Origin of the sequence: Nonomuraea endophytica (assembly GCF_014203235.1) — a bacterium.
GTDB classification, from domain to species: domain Bacteria; phylum Actinomycetota; class Actinomycetes; order Streptosporangiales; family Streptosporangiaceae; genus Nonomuraea; species Nonomuraea endophytica.
In genome coordinates this window covers 76,141-92,167 of sequence record NZ_JACHIN010000020.1, presented here as the reverse complement: position 1 = coordinate 92,167, position 16,027 = coordinate 76,141, and the positions used below count along the sequence as shown (strand labels likewise).

The 16,027-nt window shown below is 70.2% G+C and carries 13 protein-coding genes and 1 pseudogene; 5 read left to right on the top strand and 9 right to left on the bottom strand.

What is annotated here, in order from left to right:
* Positions 1-55: 55 nt before the first annotated feature.
* Positions 56-277 (bottom strand): annotated as a pseudogene (locus HNR40_RS58045) (helix-turn-helix domain-containing protein); the annotation flags it as partial.
* Between the two features lie 275 nt (positions 278-552).
* Here HNR40_RS58045 and HNR40_RS46910 point away from each other — a divergent pair.
* Complete coding sequence (locus HNR40_RS46910) at positions 553-4,173, top strand: CARDB domain-containing protein (protein ID WP_184973570.1); 3,621 nt, start codon at positions 553-555, stop codon at positions 4,171-4,173.
* A gap of 40 nt (positions 4,174-4,213) precedes the next feature.
* On the opposite strand, the gene HNR40_RS46905 is transcribed toward HNR40_RS46910, so the two are convergent.
* Entirely contained in the window at positions 4,214-4,657 is a 444-nt protein-coding gene (locus tag HNR40_RS46905; protein WP_184973568.1) for a winged helix-turn-helix transcriptional regulator, read from the bottom strand.
* Positions 4,658-4,746: 89 nt separating this feature from the next.
* Between HNR40_RS46905 and HNR40_RS46900 the strand changes: the two genes are divergently transcribed.
* Positions 4,747-5,970, top strand: coding sequence for an MFS transporter (locus HNR40_RS46900; protein WP_184973567.1), 1,224 nt, complete (start codon positions 4,747-4,749; stop codon positions 5,968-5,970).
* On the opposite strand, the gene HNR40_RS46895 is transcribed toward HNR40_RS46900, so the two are convergent.
* Positions 5,906-7,150 (bottom strand): cryptochrome/photolyase family protein, encoded by a 1,245-nt coding sequence (locus HNR40_RS46895; RefSeq protein ID WP_184973565.1) that lies wholly within the window; start codon positions 7,148-7,150, stop codon positions 5,906-5,908. The two genes, HNR40_RS46900 and HNR40_RS46895, sit on opposite strands and share 65 nt — an antisense overlap.
* A gap of 72 nt (positions 7,151-7,222) precedes the next feature.
* On the opposite strand from HNR40_RS46895, the gene HNR40_RS46890 reads away from it, so the two are divergent.
* Entirely contained in the window at positions 7,223-8,134 is a 912-nt protein-coding gene (locus HNR40_RS46890; RefSeq protein ID WP_184973563.1) for a MerR family transcriptional regulator, read from the top strand.
* Here the strand turns inward: HNR40_RS46890 and HNR40_RS46885 are convergent.
* The 4 genes from HNR40_RS46885 to HNR40_RS46870 form a co-directional block, all read right to left on the bottom strand.
* Positions 8,115-9,593 carry an SDR family oxidoreductase gene (locus HNR40_RS46885; RefSeq protein WP_184973561.1) on the bottom strand — a complete coding sequence of 493 codons (1,479 nt, stop codon included), beginning with the start codon at positions 9,591-9,593 and terminating at the stop codon, positions 8,115-8,117. The genes HNR40_RS46890 and HNR40_RS46885 overlap by 20 nt on opposite strands.
* Positions 9,580-10,521 carry a YbgA family protein gene (locus HNR40_RS46880; protein WP_312896789.1) on the bottom strand — a complete coding sequence of 314 codons (942 nt, stop codon included), beginning with the start codon at positions 10,519-10,521 and terminating at the stop codon, positions 9,580-9,582. The genes HNR40_RS46885 and HNR40_RS46880 overlap by 14 nt, the downstream gene beginning before the upstream one ends.
* The gene (locus HNR40_RS46875; RefSeq protein WP_246510656.1) at positions 10,518-10,997 is read right to left on the bottom strand and encodes an RNA polymerase sigma factor; all 480 of its coding nucleotides are present in this window, start codon (positions 10,995-10,997) and stop codon (positions 10,518-10,520) included. The genes HNR40_RS46880 and HNR40_RS46875 overlap by 4 nt, the downstream gene beginning before the upstream one ends.
* Before the next feature lie 161 nt (positions 10,998-11,158).
* Complete coding sequence (locus HNR40_RS46870) at positions 11,159-11,686, bottom strand: class I SAM-dependent methyltransferase (RefSeq protein WP_184973557.1); 528 nt, start codon at positions 11,684-11,686, stop codon at positions 11,159-11,161.
* Here HNR40_RS46870 and HNR40_RS46865 point away from each other — a divergent pair.
* Positions 11,670-12,026, top strand: a complete 357-nt coding sequence (locus HNR40_RS46865; RefSeq protein WP_246510655.1) for an MmyB family transcriptional regulator — start codon at positions 11,670-11,672, stop codon at positions 12,024-12,026. The two genes, HNR40_RS46870 and HNR40_RS46865, sit on opposite strands and share 17 nt — an antisense overlap.
* 25 nt (positions 12,027-12,051) lie before the next feature.
* Here the strand turns inward: HNR40_RS46865 and HNR40_RS46860 are convergent, their stop codons facing one another.
* Positions 12,052-13,017 carry a GlxA family transcriptional regulator gene (locus HNR40_RS46860; protein WP_184973555.1) on the bottom strand — a complete coding sequence of 322 codons (966 nt, stop codon included), beginning with the start codon at positions 13,015-13,017 and terminating at the stop codon, positions 12,052-12,054.
* 95 nt (positions 13,018-13,112) lie between these two features.
* Here HNR40_RS46860 and HNR40_RS46855 point away from each other — a divergent pair, with 95 nt between their 5' ends.
* The gene (locus HNR40_RS46855) at positions 13,113-14,039 is read left to right on the top strand and encodes an NAD-dependent epimerase/dehydratase family protein (protein WP_184973553.1); all 927 of its coding nucleotides are present in this window, start codon (positions 13,113-13,115) and stop codon (positions 14,037-14,039) included.
* Positions 14,040-14,519: 480 nt separating this feature from the next.
* Here the strand turns inward: HNR40_RS46855 and HNR40_RS46850 are convergent, their stop codons facing one another.
* Positions 14,520-15,917: a serine/threonine-protein kinase gene (locus HNR40_RS46850; protein ID WP_184973551.1), complete on the bottom strand. Its 1,398-nt coding sequence runs from the start codon at positions 15,915-15,917 to the stop codon at positions 14,520-14,522.
* Positions 15,918-16,027 lie beyond the last annotated feature (110 nt).

Here is a 16,027-nt window from a genome sequence, read left to right as displayed (position 1 = left end):
CAGTTCCGAACAGTCCTTGAAGCACTCCGGTGTCCCTCAGCTGCTGCCGGCGTGAGCTCAGCCGCAGCTTTCTGAAGATCTTGGTGAGGTGGTATTCGACCGTCGAGGTGGTGAGGTAGAGCCTCGTCGCGATCTCCGCGTTGGTCGCGCCGCCCGCGACGATCTGGGCCTCCTGCGAGGTGAGCGGGCCGGACTGGCCCACGACGCGCGTGCTGACGTGTTCCCCGGCCGCAGCCAGTTCCACCCGGGCCCGGTCGGCGAAGAGCGCGGCGCCCATGGCCACGAGCTGTTCGTACGTGGTCCTGAGCTGCGTGCGGGCCTCGGTACGCCGCCTGCGCCGCCGTAACCACTCGCCGGATGACCGGGCTCCGGTTCTGAGTTGACAACCGGGCTCCCGCTCCGTTGACGCTCCTGTAGCACGCAGGTAACATTCGGCCAATGTCACGCAAATAATCGACAATCCGATGTTGGTTGTGTGGCAATCTCTCGCAATTCTTCACCTGTGCACGGCTCAAACCACCCCCCGTTGTGCTCGACGAGAGAAGCAGGCGCATGAGAAAGCCGTTACGGCTGGCGGCGATGATGGTCGCCGCCAGCGTGTTCGTCCTCGGCTGGGCCGTACCGGCCACGGCCGCCGCCGGACCCAACCTGTCGCCGGGCAAGGCGACCCGAGCCAGCAGTTCCCACCCCGAGTACCCGGTCTCCAACATCAACGACGGCAACCAGGCCACCTACTGGGAGAGCACCAGCAACAACTTCCCGCAGTGGGCCCAGGTGGACCTCGGCACCGCCACCAGCGTCGACCAGATCGTCCTCAAGGTGCCCGCCCCCGCCGCGTGGCAGACCCGCACCCAGACGCTCACCGTCCAGGGCGGACCCGACGGCACGAACTTCAGCACGGTGAAGGCCTCGGCGGGCTACACCTTCAACCCGGCCTCCGGCAACACGGTGACGATCGGCTTCACCGCGGCCACCCATCGCTTCTGGCGGGTCCTCATCTCCGCCAACACCGGCTGGCCGGCCGGGCAGATCTCCGAGTTCGAGATCTACGGCGCCGCCACCGGAGGCGACACCCAGGACCCGACCGCCCCGGGCAACCTGGCCTACACCCAGCCCGCCGCCGGGCAGATCCGGCTGACCTGGTCGGCCTCCACCGACAACGTCGGCGTCACCGGCTACGACGTCTACGCCAACAACCAGTTCAGGGCGAGCGTCGCCGGCAACGTGCTGACCTACACCGACAACCAGCCCGCCAGTGCCACGGTCTCCTACTTCGTGCGGGCCAAGGACGCCGCGGGCAACGAGTCGGCCAACAGCAACACGGTGACCAGGCAGGGCTCCGGCGACCCGGGCACGAATCTGGCGATCGGCAAGGAGATGGCCGAGTCGGGGCACGTGCACACGTACGTCGCGGCCAACGCCAACGACAACAACCTCAGCACCTACTGGGAGGCCAACTCCAGCGCCTTCCCGAACACGCTGACCGTCAAGCTGGGCACCAACGCCAGCGTGACCTCCGTGGTGGTCAAGCTCAACCCGGACGGGAGCTGGGGTCCGCGCACCCAGAACATCCAGGTTCTCGGCCGTGAGCAGGGTGCCACCGGCTACACCAACCTCAAGACGGCGGCCGCCTACGAGTTCCACCCCGGCAACAACGGCAACTCCGTGACGATCCCGGTTACGGGCACCGTCGCCGACGTACAGCTGAAGTTCAACTCCAACACCGGCGCGCCCGGCGGCCAGGCGGCGGAGTTCCAGGTCTTCGGCACCCCGGCGCCCAACCCCGACCTCACCGTCACCGACCTGTCGTGGACCCCCGCCAGCCCCAGCGAGACCCAGGCGATCACCCTGTCGGCCACGGTGCGGAACGCGGGGAACGCGGCGGCTCCCGCCGACAACCTGGGCTTCTCGGTGGGCGGCACGCCCGCGGGCACCGTCGCCGTCCCGGCGCTGGCCGCCGGCGCCACTGCCACGGTCACGCAGAACATCGGCACCCGCGGCCAGGGCACCTACCAGGTGACCGCCACCGCCGATCCTGACAACACCCTCGTCGAGCAGAGCGAGAGCAACAACTCTGCCAGCGCGACGCTGACGGTCGGTCAGGCGCCGGGGCCCGACCTGCAGGTCACCGGCATCACCACCAGCCCGGCCAACCCCGCGGTCGGCGCGCCCGTCAGCTTCACCGTCGCGGTCAACAACCGCGGCACCGGCGCGGCGGCGGCTTCGGTCACCCGGGTGACCGTGGGCAGCACCACGCTGAACGGCAACGCCGGCACGATAGCCGCGGGCGCCACGGCCAACGTGTCCATCAGCGGCACCTGGACCGCCACCAGCGGCGGCGCCACCATCCTGGCCACGGCCGACGCCACCAACGTCGTCGCCGAGACCAACGAGGGCAACAACACCCGCACCCAGTCGATCGTGGTGGGGCGCGGCGCGGCCGTACCGTATAGCTCCTATGAGGCGGAGGCGGCCAGCCACAACGGCACCCTGCTGGAGACCGACGCGCTGCGCACGTTCGGGCACACCAACTTCGCCACCGAGTCCTCGGGGCGCAAGTCGGTGCGGCTCAACAGCACCGGCCAGTACGTGGAGTTCACCTCGGCCAACCAGGCCAACTCGATCGTGGTGCGCAACTCGATCCCCGACGCCGCGGGCGGCGGCGGCATCGACGCCACCATCAGCCTCTACGTCAACGGCGCCTTCGCCCAGAAGCTGAACCTGACCAGCAAGTACAGCTGGCTGTACGGCACGACCGACGACCCCGAGGGGCTGACGCAGACGCCGCAGGCCAACGCGCGCCGCCTCTTCGACGAGTCGCACGCGCTGCTGACGCAGAGCTACCCGCCGGGCACGAGGTTCAAGCTGCAGCGGGACGCGGGTGACAGCGCCTCCTTCTACATCATCGACATGATCGATCTGGAGCAGGTGGCGCCGCCCGCCTCGCAACCCGCCGGGTGTGTGTCCATCACGCAGTACGGCGCGGTGGCCGGCGACGGCATCGACGACACCGCCGCCATCCAGCGCGCGGTGACCGACGACCAGAACGGCGTGATCGGCTGCGTCTGGATCCCGGCGGGCCAGTGGCGCCAGGAGCAGAAGATCCTCACCGACGACCCGCTCAACCGGGGACAGTACAACCAGGTGGGCATCCGCAACGTCACCATCCGCGGCGCGGGCATGTGGCACTCGCAGCTGTACACGCTGACCGAACCGCATCTGGTGCAGGGTGGCATCAACCATCCGCACGAAGGCAACTTCGGCTTCGACATCGACGACAACACGCAGATCTCCGACATCGCGATCTTCGGTTCCGGCCGGATCCGCGGCGGCCCCGGCGGCGCCGAGGGCGGCGTGGGCCTGAACGGCCGCTTCGGCAAGAACACCAAGATCACCAACGTCTGGATCGAGCACGCCAACGTCGCCGCCTGGGTCGGCCGCGACTACAGCAACATCCCCGAGCTGTGGAACCCGGGCGACGGGCTGGAGTTCAGCGGGGTGCGCTTCCGCAACACCTACGCCGACGGCGTCAACTTCGCCAACGGCACGCGTAACTCCAAGGTGTTCAACTCCTCCTTCCGCAACACCGGCGACGACGCCCTGGCGGTCTGGGCCAGCCAGTACGTCAAGGACACCTCGGTCGACATCGGCCACGACAACCAGTTCCTCAACAACACCATCCAGCTGCCCTGGCGGGCCAACGGCATCGCGGTCTACGGCGGCTACGGCAACAAGATCGAGAACAACCTGATCTACGACACGATGAACTACCCCGGCATCATGCTGGCGACCGACCACGACCCGCTGCCCTTCTCCGGGCAGACCCTCATCGCCAACAACGCGCTGCATCGCACAGGAGGCGCGTTCTGGAACGAGGACCAGGAGTTCGGCGCCATCACGATCTTCGCGCAGGGACGTGACATCCCCGGCGTCGTCATCCGCGACACCGAGATCCACGACTCGACCTACGACGGGATCCAGTTCAAGACGGGCGGCGGCAACGTGCCGAACGTCCAGGTCACCAACGTCCGCATCGACAAGTCCAACAACGGCGCCGGCATCCTCGCGATGAGCGGAGCCAGGGGCAGCGCGACGCTGACGAACGTGACGATCACCAACTCGGCCGACGGCGACATCGTCCGCCAGCCGGGCACGCAGTTCATCATCAACTGATTCAGCACCGCCGTGGGCCCGGACGACCGGGCCCACGGCGTCAGGCCGTCTTTCGCACGTGGGTGGTGTCGGTGTTGAGAGGGGTGCCGTCGGCGCCGGTCAGCGCGATCTCCGGCACCTGGATGCCGTGCTGGTCGACGAGGGTGGAGTGGGGTTCGCCGGGCGCGAAGGCGTGGCGTTCTCCCCACTGACGCAGGGTGAGGATGACCGGGAAGAGGTCGCGGCCGGCGTCGGTGAGGACGTATTCCTGGCGGCGGCCCGATGCCGCGGTGCGCTGGGCGAGCAGCCCGTGGGCGGTGAGCTTGCCGAGGCGGTCGGTGAGGATGTTGCGGGCGATGCCGGTACGCCGCTGGAACTCGGTGAACGATCGTGCCCCGTCCATCGCGTCGCGGATGACGAGAAGGCTCCACCTGTCGCCGACGAGGTCGAGCGTGCGGGCGACGGGGCAGGTGGCGTCGGTCCAGTCGAGGGCTCGCGCGGCCATGACACCTCCCGATGAGTTGCAGATTGAAACCATTATGCCGTACGGTCAAATTGGTTGCAATTTGCTACTAATCGGGAGGTGGAGACGCGATGAACAGGTGGCGACGGCTGCTGCTCGCGGTGGTGTGTGGTGTCGCTGTGGCGAGCATCTACGCGGCACAACCGGTGCTGGAGCCGATGGGCCACGACCTCGGCATACCGGCGGAGCTCACCGGATGGATCGTGGCGACCGGCCAGATCGGTTATCTGGCCGGGCTGGTGCTGCTGGTGCCGCTCGGTGATCTGATCGACCGGCGCCGGCTCATCGCCGCGCACCTGGCGCTCACCGCGCTGGGCATGGTCCTGACGGCTCTGGCGTCGGCCGCGTGGGTGGCGTTCGCGGGGCTCGCGGCCGCCGGGGTGTTCGCGGTCGTGGTGCAGACCACGGTGGCGTACGCCGCGTCCGTCTCACCGCCCGCCGAACGCGGACGCAACATCGGCGTCGTGACCTCGGGCATTGTGGTCGGCATCCTGGGCGCGCGGGTCGTGACCGGTGCGCTGGCCGAGGCGTGGGGCTGGCGGAGCGTCTACGCCGTGCTCGCGGTGCTGTCACTCGGGCTCGCGGCCCTCGTCCTCGCCGCCCTGCCGTCAGAGCGGCGCCCCAGCCGGCCTTCGGGCTACGGCCGGGCCGTCCTCTCCCTGGCCGGACTGTTCGGGCAGCGCACCTTCCTCACCCGCGGGCTCATCACGTTCTTCCTGTTCGCATCGTTCGGAACCCTCTGGAGCGGAGTGTCCCTGCCGCTGGCCGACACGCCCTGGCAGCTGAGCGAGAGCCAGATCGGACTGCTCGGCGTCGCCGGGCTCGCCGGCGCACTCGGCGCGGCACGCGCGGGACGCTGGGCCGACGCGGGACGGGCGGCCCCGGTCACCGCCCTCGCGCTCACCCTGCTCATCCTCTCCTGGGCGGCGATCGCACAACTGCCCTGGTCCCTGTGGATCCTCATCGCCGGCATCGTGGTTCTCGACTTCGCGGTCCAGGCCGTGCACGTGAGCAACCAGCAAGTGCTCACCGCCGCGTACCCGGACCGCACCAGCAGCGTCATCGGCGGCAACATGGTCTTCTACTCGCTCGGCTCCGCCCTCGGCGCGGCCGCGACCACCGCCGTCATCGCCACTCACGGCTGGCTCGGCTCCAGCCTCCTCGGGGCCGCCTTCGCCGCCTGCGCGCTGGCCGTGTGGGCCGTCGACAGACGACGACCCGGCGGCGAGGTCACAGGGAGAACGGCGGTGGGTAGCCGGGGATCGGCCGATCCGCGCGCCACGGCTCGTGGATGAGCGCGGCGGGGACGTCGGCCAGTTCGGGAATGTAGCGGCGGACGTACGCGCCCCCGGGGTCGAAGCGCTTGGCCTGCCGGATCGGGTTGAACGTGCGGTTGGGGCGGGTGTCGTTGCCGGTGCCGGCGATCCACTGCCAGTTGCCGGAGTTGTTGGCCACCTCGCCGTCGAGCAGCAGCTCGAAGAAGTGGGCTGCGCCTGCCCGCCAGTCTACGCGCAGGTGTTTGACGAGGTAGGAGGCGGTGATCATGCGGGCGCGGTTGTGCATCCATCCCTCGGCGAGCAGCTGGCGCATGCCGGCGTCCACGATCGGGACGCCGGTCTGACCCGCGGCCCATGCCTGGGTGGCGTCTGAGTCGTCGCGCCAGCGGTGGCCGCGCGGCCGGTAGTCGGCGCGCGCGATCTCCGGGAAGGCGAAGGCGACCTGGTGGTGGAAGTCGCGCCAGCACAGTTGCCTGATGAAGGGCTCGTTGCCGTGCCCGGCCAGCTCCAGCGGTGACAGGCAGCCGAAGCGCAGGTAAGGGCTCAGTTTGGAGGTACGGTCCCCGGCGAGGTCGTCATGCCTGTCGGAGTAGTCGTCCAGATGTGCGCCGATCCAGGTACGCATGCGTTCGCGGGCATGGGTCTCGCCACCGGGTATCGCGCCCCAGCGCGCCGCGTGCGGGATCTTTCCCGGCTCCAGATCATCCGGGACGGTGATCTGGGCCGGAACCGGCGCGAGCGCTCGCCGTTCGGTTTGGGTCCAGGCTCTCCAGTAGGGGGTGAAGATCCGGTAGTGGTCGCCTCCGGCGGGCCGCAGCTGTCCCGGCGGGACGACGGTCACGCCGGGGAAGAGCCGCAGGCCGATCCGCTCGGCCGCCAGCCGCTGCTCTCTCCGGCGGGCCAGACTGCTGACGTCGGCCGAGGTGAAGACCGCCCCTGCGGCGACCTGCCGGGCCAGGCGCACGGTCTCGGCCACGGTGTCGCCGTGCCGTACGAACAGGTCGGCGCCCTTCTCGCGCAGGCCGGCGCGCAGGTCGGTGAGGCTGTCGAGCAGGAAGCTCGTGCGGCGGCCCGTCGGCACGGCCGGATCGAGCACGAACAGCGGAACCACCGTGCGGGCGCGCTCGCAGGCGGCGGCCAGCGCGGGGTGGTCGTGCAGACGCAGGTCCCGGTTGAACAGGACGATCACGGTATCCATCACCAGGGTGTTCGCAGCCGTCAGGGCGCTGGTTGCAACTTCCCGGGGCCGGCGTCCGAAAGAATGAGGGAGATGTCGACAGAGGACGCGCCTGCCGAGGAGCCCGGGTACGGTATCGGAGCCGTGGCCAGGCGGCTTGGCGTGCCCGCGCCCACGTTGCGGACCTGGAATCTGCGGTATGGCATCGGGCCGAGCCGGCGTAGTCCGGGCGGTCATCGTCGCTACGGTCTGGCGGATCTGCGGCGTCTGGAGGAGATGAACCGGCTGATCCACCATGGCGTCGCGCCCGCGGATGCCGCGCGTGAGGCCTTGGGGCTGCGGCTGGACGATGCGTCCTCGGTTGCCGAGAGCGCGCCGCCGGCGCCGCCGGGGGTGGCGGTGCCGTCGGCGGACATGCTGGCGCGGGCGGCGGCGGTGCTGGACGGGCGCACGCTGGACGAGGGTCTGGCGGCCGGGCTCGGCAGGTATGGCGTGGTGTGGACGTGGCAGCGGCTCGTGCTGCCGGTCTTCGAGACGATCAGCGCCGGCCAGGAGCGCACGGGGGCGGGGATCGAGGTCGAGCACGTGTTCTCCGATCGGGTGATGGCGGCTCTGCAGCCGTTGGCCGCCCGGCCTGCCGTGCCGGTCAACGACCGTCTGGCGTTGCTGGCGTGTGCGGAGGATGAGCAGCACAGCCTGCCGCTGTATGCGCTGGCCGCGGCGCTGGCGACGGGGTGCGGGGTGGAGAGCCGGGTGCTGGGCGCCCGGACGCCCGCGGCCGCGCTGGCCGGTGCGGTGCGGACGGTGTCGCCGGGGGTGGTGTTCGTGTGGTCGCAGCAGGGGGCGACCGGGGATCCGGCGCCGCTGGGCACGCTGCCCGCGGTGCGCCCGCCGTACCGGCTGATGGTGGGTGGGCCGGGCTGGCGCGGCGAGCTGCCGCGCGCGGCCGTGCGGGTCGGGTCGCTGGAGGACGCCGTGCGGAGGATCACCGCGGCGCTGACGTGATCGACGCCGCGGCGGCGATCACGTTGCGCGGCATTCTGCCGAAGATGATGCGGTGGAACGGCGCGAGCGCCCGCCAGTACACGTGTCCGGCCAGGCCGTGCGGGTGGAACAGCGCGCGCTGGTCGTAGACCGTCCGGCCGTCCTCGGTGCGGACGCCGAGTTCGAGCCAGGCGAGGCCGGGCAGCCGCATCTCGGCGCGCAGGCGCAAGAGGCGGCCGGGCTCGATCTCCTCCACGCGCCAGAAGTCGATGGTGTCGCCGACCCGCAGCAGGCGCGGGTGGCGGCGGCCGCGGCGCAGGCCCACGCCGCCCAGGATCCGGTCGAGCGCGCCGCGCAGGCGCCAGGCGACGGGCAGGGAGTACCAGCCGTTCTCGCCGCCGATGGCCTCGATGACCTGCCACACCTTCTCGGATGCGACGTCGGTGCGCTGGGTGCGATGGTCGATGTAGAGGCTGCCGCCGGCCCAGCCGGGGTCGGTGGGCAGCGGGTCGCTGGGCGCGCCCGGCGTGGAGGCCGAGGACCAGCGGGTGTCGACGGCGGCCTCCTTGATCTTCTTGAGCGCCAGTTCGCACGCGTGGCGGAAGCCGATCAGGCCGTCCGGAGGGTCGGGGACATATTGGGCGATGTCGTGTTCCCGGCAGACGGCCTCGTTGCGCAGCGACTCCACCAGGGGACGGGCGATGGTGGAGGGAACGGGCGTGACCAGGCCGACCCAGAGGCTGGACAACCAGGGGCTCAGCAGCGGCACCGAGACGATCAACCGGGGCGGCAGACCGGCCACGGCGGCGTAGCCGCGCATCATGTCGGCGTAGGTGAGCACGTCCGGGCCGCCGATGTCGAAGGCGCGGTCGACCTCGCCGGGCACCGACGCCCAGGCGGTCAGGTAGCGGAGCACGTCGCGGACGGCGATGGGCTGGGTCCGGGTGTTCACCCAGCGCGGGGTCGTCATCAGCGGCAGCCGTTCGGTGAGATGCCTGAGCATCTCGAACGAGGCCGAACCCGAGCCGATGATCACGCCCGCGCGCAGCACCACCGTGGGCACCGCGCCGTCGAGCAGAACCCGCGCCACCTCGGCGCGCGAGCGCAGGTGCGGCGACAGGTCCTCGCCGGTCGCCGGCCCGCCCAGATAGACGATCCTGCGTACGCCCGCCGCCTCGGCCGCCTCCGCGAAGACGTGCGCGGCCTTGCGGTCGGCGGCGGCGAAGCCCCGTCCCCCGCCCATGGTGTGAATCAGGTAGTAGGCCACCTCCACGCCCTCCAGCGCCGCCCGCGTGGCGACGGGGTCGAGCGCGTCGGCGGCGACGATCTCGGTCTGGGCGGCCCAGGGCAGATCCCGCAGCCGCGCGGGTGAGCGGACCATACAGCGCACCCGGTGGCCCGCGGCCAGGAGGCTGGGCACGAGCCGGCCGCCGATGTAGCCGCTCGCACCGGTGACGCAGACCCGATCAGGCGGGGACATGGTTGCGCAGCCGCAGAGCGTCGGGATACGGGGAGAAGTAGGTCTGGTCGCGGACGTATCCGGCGTTCTCTCCGCACGCGTGGTGGCGCAGCAACGTGGCCGGCACGCTGAGCGGCACCAGGCCCGCCTTGTAGGAGTCGATGACCGCGAGCAGGTCGTCCCGCCGGGTCTTGTCCAGGGGCAGCATGCCCAGGCAGTGGTGAAGCACGTTGACATTCCTGCCCGGACTCGCCTTTTTCATCAGTGACCGGCGGAAGGCTTCGGCGTAGGCGTGGGCCAGCTCCGCACGCACGCCGCGACCCGCCTCGGCCACGATGCGGCCCGCCTGCCGGTATCCGACCGGGTCATGCGCGAGAATCTGCATCTTGTGCCGGGAATGGAAGGCCACCAGGTCCCTCGGACGCCAGTCGCCGGCCAGGAGCTCGCGCAGCCGCGCGTGCGCGAAGACCCGTTCGACGAACGACTCCCGCAGCAGCGCGTCGTTCAGCCGTCCTTCGTCCTCCACGGGAAGGAGCGGATGCGCGCGCAGGATGGCGTCGGCGAACAGGCCCCGATGGCGGCGGTCGATCGGCGGGCCGTCCGGCGGATAGAGCGGCACCCCGTGGATCCCGCAGGTCGGGCTCTTGGCCTTGAACACGTACCCGTCGACGTCCAGCACGGCGGCGCGCCTCTCGGCCAGGGCGGTCATCCGGCCGGTGAGGTCCTCGCCGGTCTTGCGCACCTTCAGCCGCGGCCCGTCCGCCGCGTTCTCCAGGCGCAGCGTCTCCCTCGGCGCGCCCAGCCCGAGCTCCATCTCCGGGCAGATCGCCACCCACTCGACGAACGGCGCCAGCGGTCCGGTGAGGAACCGGTCACGGCTGTGCCCGCCGTTGAACCTGACCGGCTCACCGAGCAGGCAACTGGAGACGGCGATCAGCGGCCGGTTCACGCCGCCGCCAGGATCGTCTGCAGGCGGTGCAGTCCGCGCGCGGTCCTGGCCTTGACCGTGCCGAGCGGGACGCGCAGCCGTTCGGCGATCTCGCGCTGGCTGAGGTCGCCGTAGTAGGCCAGCTCGATGGCCTCACGCTGCGGATCAGGCAGTACGGCCAGCGCCCGGCGGACCCGGTCCCGGTCGGCCAGCCGTTCACTGTCGACCCGCCCGTCCTGCCCCGGCGGATCCGCCACCACGTCCAGCGAGACCGTGCTCAGGCGACGCACCCGCAGATGGTCGACGGCCCGCCGGTGGGCGATGCTCAGCAGCCACGTCTCCAGACTGCGGTCCGGGTCGTAGCGCGCCCGGGAGCGCCACACCTCGGCGAAGACCACCTGCGCGACGTCGTCGACCTCCTGCCACGGGATCAACCGGCGCAGGTACGACCGGACCAGCGACGCGTGGGTGCGGAAGCACTCGTCGATCGCTTCCATGACCCCTCCCCCCATCGAGATAACCTCTTCAAAAGTTATTCAACATGGAGGAGCGTCCGGGTACAACCAAGCCCGCGAAAATTCCGTCCGTCGCGCGCCGCCGGCCCCGAGATCAGCCGCAGGATGTACGGCGGAGCCGAAGCCCATGCCGGTGTCTTGCGTCAGTGTTGGGGACGACGGCAGTGATACACCAGGGCCGGAGGCAGGTTCGCCCACACGGTCCGCCCCAGGACGACCTCTTCGAACCGATCCGCCAGTAACCGGCGAAACCGGCGGGCCGGGGTGAACTGGCGGGCATGGATATAGGCGAAGGTCGTGAAGGCGCCCTCGGGTGACAGGGCGTCCACGACGGCGTCCAGCAGTTCACGCTGTCGTTCTTGCCGGAACGACGCCCACGGCAGGCCGCTGATGATGGCATCGGCCTGACCGAAGCCGCGTTCGGCGAGGATGGCGGCGAGGTCACGGGCATCCGCCGTGACCGCGTCGAGCCCGGTGAAGCGCTCGGCCAGCAGGGCGGTGAAGCGCTCGTTGACGTCGAGGGCGAGATGCCTTCCCCGCCCGTCGAGTCGTTCTTGAATGGCCCGGCTGAACGCGCCGGTGCCGGAGCCGAGTTCCACGACGACCGGCTGCCCCATCGCCGGAATCGGTGAGGTGATCTGCCGGGCGAGAGCCTTGCCGCTCGGGATCACCGATGCGACGACGGCCGGCGCCTTGGTGAACTCACGGATGAACGGAAGCCACCCCGACGATCCTGACCTGACCGAACTGATCGGACAACTCGCCACCCGCAGCACCGAGTTCCGGACCCGCTGGGCGGCCAACGACGTGCGTATCCACCGAACCGGCGCCAAAACCTTCCGGCACCCCCTCATCGGCGAGATCACCCTGCCCTACGAAACCCTCCGCATCGACGCCGCCTCCAACCAGATTCTCACCGTGTACGCCCCGCAGCCCGGCACCCCCGAAGCCGACGCGCTCCGCCTGCTGGCCAGCTGGAACACACAGCCGGAACCCCGACCACTGACTTGATCTCTGACCTCGTCGGGAACACTCGTCAGTTCTGCCGGAACCCCTTCGCCCGCCGGAGCGTGAAGGCGGTTCGGTAGGCGCTGGGCGTGAGCCCGGTCCGGCGGGTCATGTGCTGGCGCAGGGAGTCCGTGGTCACCAGACCGCTGAGGTGCGCCACCTGTCCCATGGGGAGATCCGTGCTCTCCAGCAGTTCCTTGGCCAGTTCGATGCGCTGGTGGAGCAGCCATTGCAGGGGGCTGAGGCCGGTTTCGGCGTGAAAGCGGCGGGTCAGGGTGCGAACGCTGGTGCCTGCGTGGACGGCCAGGGCGGCACGGCTGAGCGGTTCATGGAGTCGCCGCAGCGCCCATGCCCTGGTGTCGGCAAGTGAGCTGCCTGTCTCGGGTGGCAGCGGGGACGGGACGAACTGGGCCTGGCCGCCGGTCCGCACCGGTGCTGCCACGACGAGGCGGGCCACCGTGTTGGCCACGGCGGCGCCGTAATCGCCGCGGACCAAGTGAAGGCACAGGTCGATGCCGGCGGAAAGGCCGGCGGAGGTCAGCACGTTGCCGTCCTCGACGTAGAGCACGTCAGGGCGCAGCTCGACGGTCGGGAAGCGGCGACGGAACTCCTCGGTCTTGGCCCAATAGGTGGTGGCGCCGCGGCCTTCGAGCAGTCCCGCTTGGGCCAGGACGAAGGCTCCCGTGCAGATGGAGGCGACGCGTCTGCCCGTCTCGGCCGCGTGGCGCAGGGCTCGCAGTACACGCGGATCGATGTCGTCGCGGGCGCTGGTCCCGGTGACGATGACGGTGTCGGCTCCGCCGACGATGTCCAGCCCCAGGGGAATCGTGAGGTGAAGGCCGCCGTTCGTGGCGACCGGGCCGGGCTCGGCTGTGCAGATGTGTACGGCATAGCCGGGCCGGCCGTTCACGCGCGTCTCGCCGAGCACCAGTTCCGGGATGGACAGGTCGAAGGTGGTGACCGGCGGGACGGCGATGACCGCGACCTGATGCATGGCCCAAACCTCCAGATACCTGGCATTCGGGCCACTACCTTACGCGATGGCCCCCAGGGCAGGGTGGAGGCCGACCCCCGTAACGAGGAGAAATCATGTCTTTGCAGGTCATAGTTGGCGCGGGAGCCACCGGATCGGCCCTCGCACGTCTGCTGGCCGACTCCGGGGAGCAGGTCCGGCTTGTCACCCGGCGCGGTGGCGGCCCGGTCCATCCTTCGATCGAGCGGGTCGGCGCCGACGCTGCCGACGCCGCCAGGCTGGCGGAACTGACTGCCGGGGCGACCGTCTTGTTCAACTGCGCGATGCCGCCGTACGACCGCTGGCCGACCGACTGGCCACCGCTGGCCGCCGCGTTGCTCTCCGCCGCCGAACACAGCGGCGCCGACTACGTCATGCTCGGCAACACCTACGGGTACGGCCCCGTCGACGGGCCGGTCATCGAAGGGCTGCCCCTGACGCCCACCAGCCGCAAGGGCCAGGTACGGGCACAGATGTGGCACGACGCCCTGGCCGCTCACCAGGCGGGACGCGTGCGGGTGACCGAAGTCCGTGCCTCCGACTTTCTCGGAGCCGGCGCCTACTCACCGTTCACGCTCATGGTGGGGGCGCAGGTGCTGGCCGGGGTACCCGCCGCGTACCCCGGCGACCTGGACGCGCCACACAGCTGGACCTACACCGGCGACGCGGCCCGGACCCTCCTCGCCGCCGCCGGCAACGAGGAGTCCTGGGGCCGGGCCCGGCACGTGCCCTCCACCACCGAACTGCCGGCACGCCAACTGGCGGGCTGCCTCGCCGCAGCCGCCAATGCCGCCGCTCCCCGGCTGCGGCACATGCCGTTGACGGAACTGGAGGAGATCGGACGCACCGACTCGATCATGGCCGAGTTCCCCGAGATGCTGTACCTCTACGACCGGCCGAACATCCTCGACGCATCCTCGGCCATCAAGTCCCTCGGCATCACGCCCACACCGATCGACGACGTCCTCCGGGAAATGGCCGCCCGGTCCGCCGCCGTACCCTAGGCACGCCCTCGGGTGCCGTGGATTGAGGACTATGCCAGGCGCGGACTCGGTGTCAGTGTCGATTGCATGCCCCTTTCGGGATCAACCATCGACACGGACCGTTTGGGTGGTGCTGCAGCGGGGGCATCGGGCCTGGCCTATTTCGGCGGGGACGAGCCATTGGTTTCTGCAGAGCAGTTTGTGTCTGCAGTGGGTCAATGTGTCGTTGACCAGGAGTTCCTCGGAGCTCAGTGGGCCGTCGCGGCCGCAGTCGGGGCAGTGCCATTCCGGTGGCATGATGACCCATTCCAGCCGGTGGGCGGGCGTTTGGGTGGCCGTGTAGTTCAGCCAGGCGGGAGCCTGCATGGAGTCGAAGGCGTGGCCGCAGCCTACGCATCGGGCGTAGAACACGTCACGGTACGGTCGCCGGTTGCGTATGACGGCAAGGACGGTGGCCAGCATGGAGTTACTCCCGTCTCCCGGAATTGGCGGACTGTCTGCTCAGGTGATGCCGATCCAGATCTTGGCCGTGGAGCCCTTGCAGGCCACGGCTCCGGGCCGGGGCTTGACTTCGGCGATCTTGCCGATCCAGTCGTGGCCTTGCCGGTAGCCGATCTGGACGGTGAAGCCGGCCTTCTGCAGCGCCGCCTTTCCGTCCTGGAGCGGCCATCCACGCGCGTCCGGCACGCGGGCGCTTCCCGCGCCTATGGTGAGGTGGACGACGCCTGGTCCGGTGGTGGTTCGTACGACTCGGTCCACGCTCACGCCGGCTCCGCAGTCGAGCGTCACCTTTCCGGTGGTCCATCCCGCCTGCCGGATCCTGGTTTCCGCCGCCTGCCTCGTAAGCCCGGTCAAAACCGGCGGAACCGGGTTCGGCACATTCGCGCCCGTCCCGGCCGAGCCGGACGACCCAGCCGGACCGGGCGCTCCGGCCTGCGTTGTGGCGGCCACCGCGTCTGCGGCGGGCAGGTCGCCGCCCCACGGCCGCGTCGCCACGAACGCGCCCAGCACCCCTCCCACCAGTAACGCCGCCAACAGCGACCGCCGCAGCGGCCGCTTGGGCTGCTGCGGCACAGCGGCCGGAACATCCTGATTCCGGCCCAGCAACGTGAGCAGGACCTCCAGCGCGCTCGGCCGGGATGGGCCCGACTTGTTCAGGCACCGCTCCACCAAGTCGCGCAGCGGCATCGGGACGCCGGACAGCTCCGGTTCCTCGTGGACCAGCCGGTTGATCACCGCAGGGATGGAATCGTGGCCGAAGGGCGCGTGGCCGGTGGCGGCGAACGCCATGGTCGCGCCCCAGGCGAACACGTCCGAGGCCGCGGTGGCCGGTGAGCCGCTCAACTGCTCCGGAGCGATGTAGGAGGGCGTGCCCAGCACGTGGCTGGTGGCGGTCGCGGTGGCCTCGGCCTCGCGGGCGATGCCGAAGTCGATGACTCTGGCCCCGTCCGGTCCCATGAGCACGTTGCCCGGTTTGAAGTCCCGGTGCACGATGCCCGCCTGATGGATCGCGATCAACGCGGTCGCGGTGCCGATGGCCAGCCGTTCCAGGTCGCCGCCGCTCAGGGGACCGTCCACGCCGACCTTCTCCGCCAGTGACGGCCCGTCAATGTACTCGCTGACCAGGTACGGCTGGCCGTCGAGCGTCCCGGCGTCGATGACCTGGGCGGTACAGAAGCCGGCGACCTGCTTGGCCAGTGCCACCTCGCGCAGGAACAGCCGCTGGACCCGCTCGGCGCTCCAGGAGTCGGCGTTGAGGAGCTTGGCGGCCAGGCGCTGACCGTCCGGCCCCGAGACGAGATAGACCAGACCTTGCCCGCCTTTGCCTAACCTTCCCTCTACCTGGTAGATGCCCAGCTTCTGTGGATCTCCCGGACGTGAGGCCGCAATGGCACGCATGTCATCCTCCGTATGGACGCCACCTCACATTCGGAGCCGTACCGCGCCCGGATTGCCCGCTTAGTGGCATGCGCTGAGGGCCGCGCCGTCCTGCCCGAAGGTCTGGACGA

Bases quoted from the DNA above. Each gene is read 5' to 3' on its own strand.
- HNR40_RS46910 (WP_184973570.1), top strand. From the start codon at position 553: ATGAGAAAGCCGTTACGGCTGGCGGCGATGATGGTCGCCGCCAGCGTG.
- HNR40_RS46905 (WP_184973568.1), bottom strand. From the start codon at position 4,657: ATGGCCGCGCGAGCCCTCGACTGGACCGACGCCACCTGCCCCGTCGCC.
- HNR40_RS46900 (WP_184973567.1), top strand. From the start codon at position 4,747: ATGAACAGGTGGCGACGGCTGCTGCTCGCGGTGGTGTGTGGTGTCGCT.
- HNR40_RS46895 (WP_184973565.1), bottom strand. From the start codon at position 7,150: ATGGATACCGTGATCGTCCTGTTCAACCGGGACCTGCGTCTGCACGAC.
- HNR40_RS46890 (WP_184973563.1), top strand. From the start codon at position 7,223: ATGTCGACAGAGGACGCGCCTGCCGAGGAGCCCGGGTACGGTATCGGA.
- HNR40_RS46885 (WP_184973561.1), bottom strand. From the start codon at position 9,593: ATGTCCCCGCCTGATCGGGTCTGCGTCACCGGTGCGAGCGGCTACATC.
- HNR40_RS46875 (WP_246510656.1), bottom strand. From the start codon at position 10,997: ATGGAAGCGATCGACGAGTGCTTCCGCACCCACGCGTCGCTGGTCCGG.
- HNR40_RS46860 (WP_184973555.1), bottom strand. From the start codon at position 13,017: ATGCATCAGGTCGCGGTCATCGCCGTCCCGCCGGTCACCACCTTCGAC.
- HNR40_RS46855 (WP_184973553.1), top strand. From the start codon at position 13,113: ATGTCTTTGCAGGTCATAGTTGGCGCGGGAGCCACCGGATCGGCCCTC.
- HNR40_RS46850 (WP_184973551.1), bottom strand. From the start codon at position 15,917: ATGCGTGCCATTGCGGCCTCACGTCCGGGAGATCCACAGAAGCTGGGC.